Source organism: Flagellimonas beolgyonensis (assembly GCF_003992615.1).
Taxonomy (GTDB): Bacteria; Bacteroidota; Bacteroidia; order Flavobacteriales; family Flavobacteriaceae; genus Flagellimonas; species Flagellimonas beolgyonensis.
On sequence record NZ_RZMY01000010.1, the window covers coordinates 8,145 to 9,477 of the forward strand.

A 1,333-nucleotide genomic window follows, 5' to 3' on the forward strand; every position below is an offset into this window, starting at 1 on the left:
TGTGGAGGTCAAGATCACATCCTCCAAGGTAACGGGTTCACCGTTCAGGGTATCATTGGAAAGTACATTACTGTCCGGTACAACGCCTCCGGCTATGTCGGAAATATAGGAATCATTGATAGCATCGATTATATTGCCCATGCCCTCTTGAACCTCAACGGTCACGGTTGCCGTGTCACAATTGTCCACATTGGCAATCTCGCAGATAGTGTACTCCACGGTATACGTGCCTGGTGCAGCATCGGGTGCCACGGTAATGGTGCCATCCTCGTTCACTGTCAACACGTCGGTTGGCGTGGAGGTCAGGATCACATCCTCCAAAGTAACGGGTTCACCGTTCAGGGTATCGTTGGAAAGCACATTACTGTCCGGTACAACACCTCCGGCTGTGTCTGAAACAAAGGAATCGTCCACGGCATCGATTACATTGCCGCTTCCGGGTTCAACAACAACGCTGACCGTAGCTGTATCACAATTGCTGCCATTGGCAATCTCGCAGATGGTGTACTCCACGGTATACGTGCCTGGTGCAGCATCGGGTGCCACTGTGATGGTGCCATCCTCGTTCACCGTCAATACGTTGGTGGGTGTCGAGGTCAAGATCACATCCTCCAAGGTAACGGGTTCACCGTTCAGGGTATCGTTGGAAAGCACATTGCTGTCGGGGATTATACCTCCGGCTGTGTCTGAAACATAGGAATCATCAACTGCGTCAATAGTATTTGGACCTACTTCTATGAAAATGGTTGCAGAAGCACAAACGTTGGGATCAACCAGCACATTACAAACTTGGTAGATTATGGTTACGGTCGAATTTGATTCGGAAGCGACCGGAGTATAGGTCACAAAACCAGTTTCAGCATCAAAAATCACGGTTCCCAAAGCATTGCCTCCAATGCTGGATAAGCTTGTGCTTCCTACATTGTTCGGGTCATTGTTGGGCAAGAAATCGTCATTTTCCAAAATGTTGATAGCCACTTCGGTAAACGCTGGTGTAGCACCGGAATCATCCATGGCATTTGCTTCCAATGGATTTGGATCTGTCCCATTCGGATTGCCATCGTTATCACAATCCAAGGCTTCCCATTCCGCACTTTGGGGAAGGGTCACACTTTCCGGGTTGTAATCACAAGGGTCCAACGGATCGGTGCCATCTGTTTTTTCATCACTATTGATCACACCATCACCATCACAGTCAGTCGTATTCCAAGTGGAGGAGGTATCCACTGTTTGGCTTGCGAGATTAAAATCACAGGAGTCGTTCGGGTCGGTACCATCTTCGTTCTCATCACCGTTAGTGACACCATCACCATCACAATCGGCGGTCAGGTAA

At 49.0% G+C, this 1,333-nt stretch carries 1 pseudogene; it reads right to left on the reverse strand.

The features are described from left to right. Positions 1 to 1,333 (reverse strand): annotated as a pseudogene (locus EO131_RS17105) (thrombospondin type 3 repeat-containing protein); the annotation flags it as partial.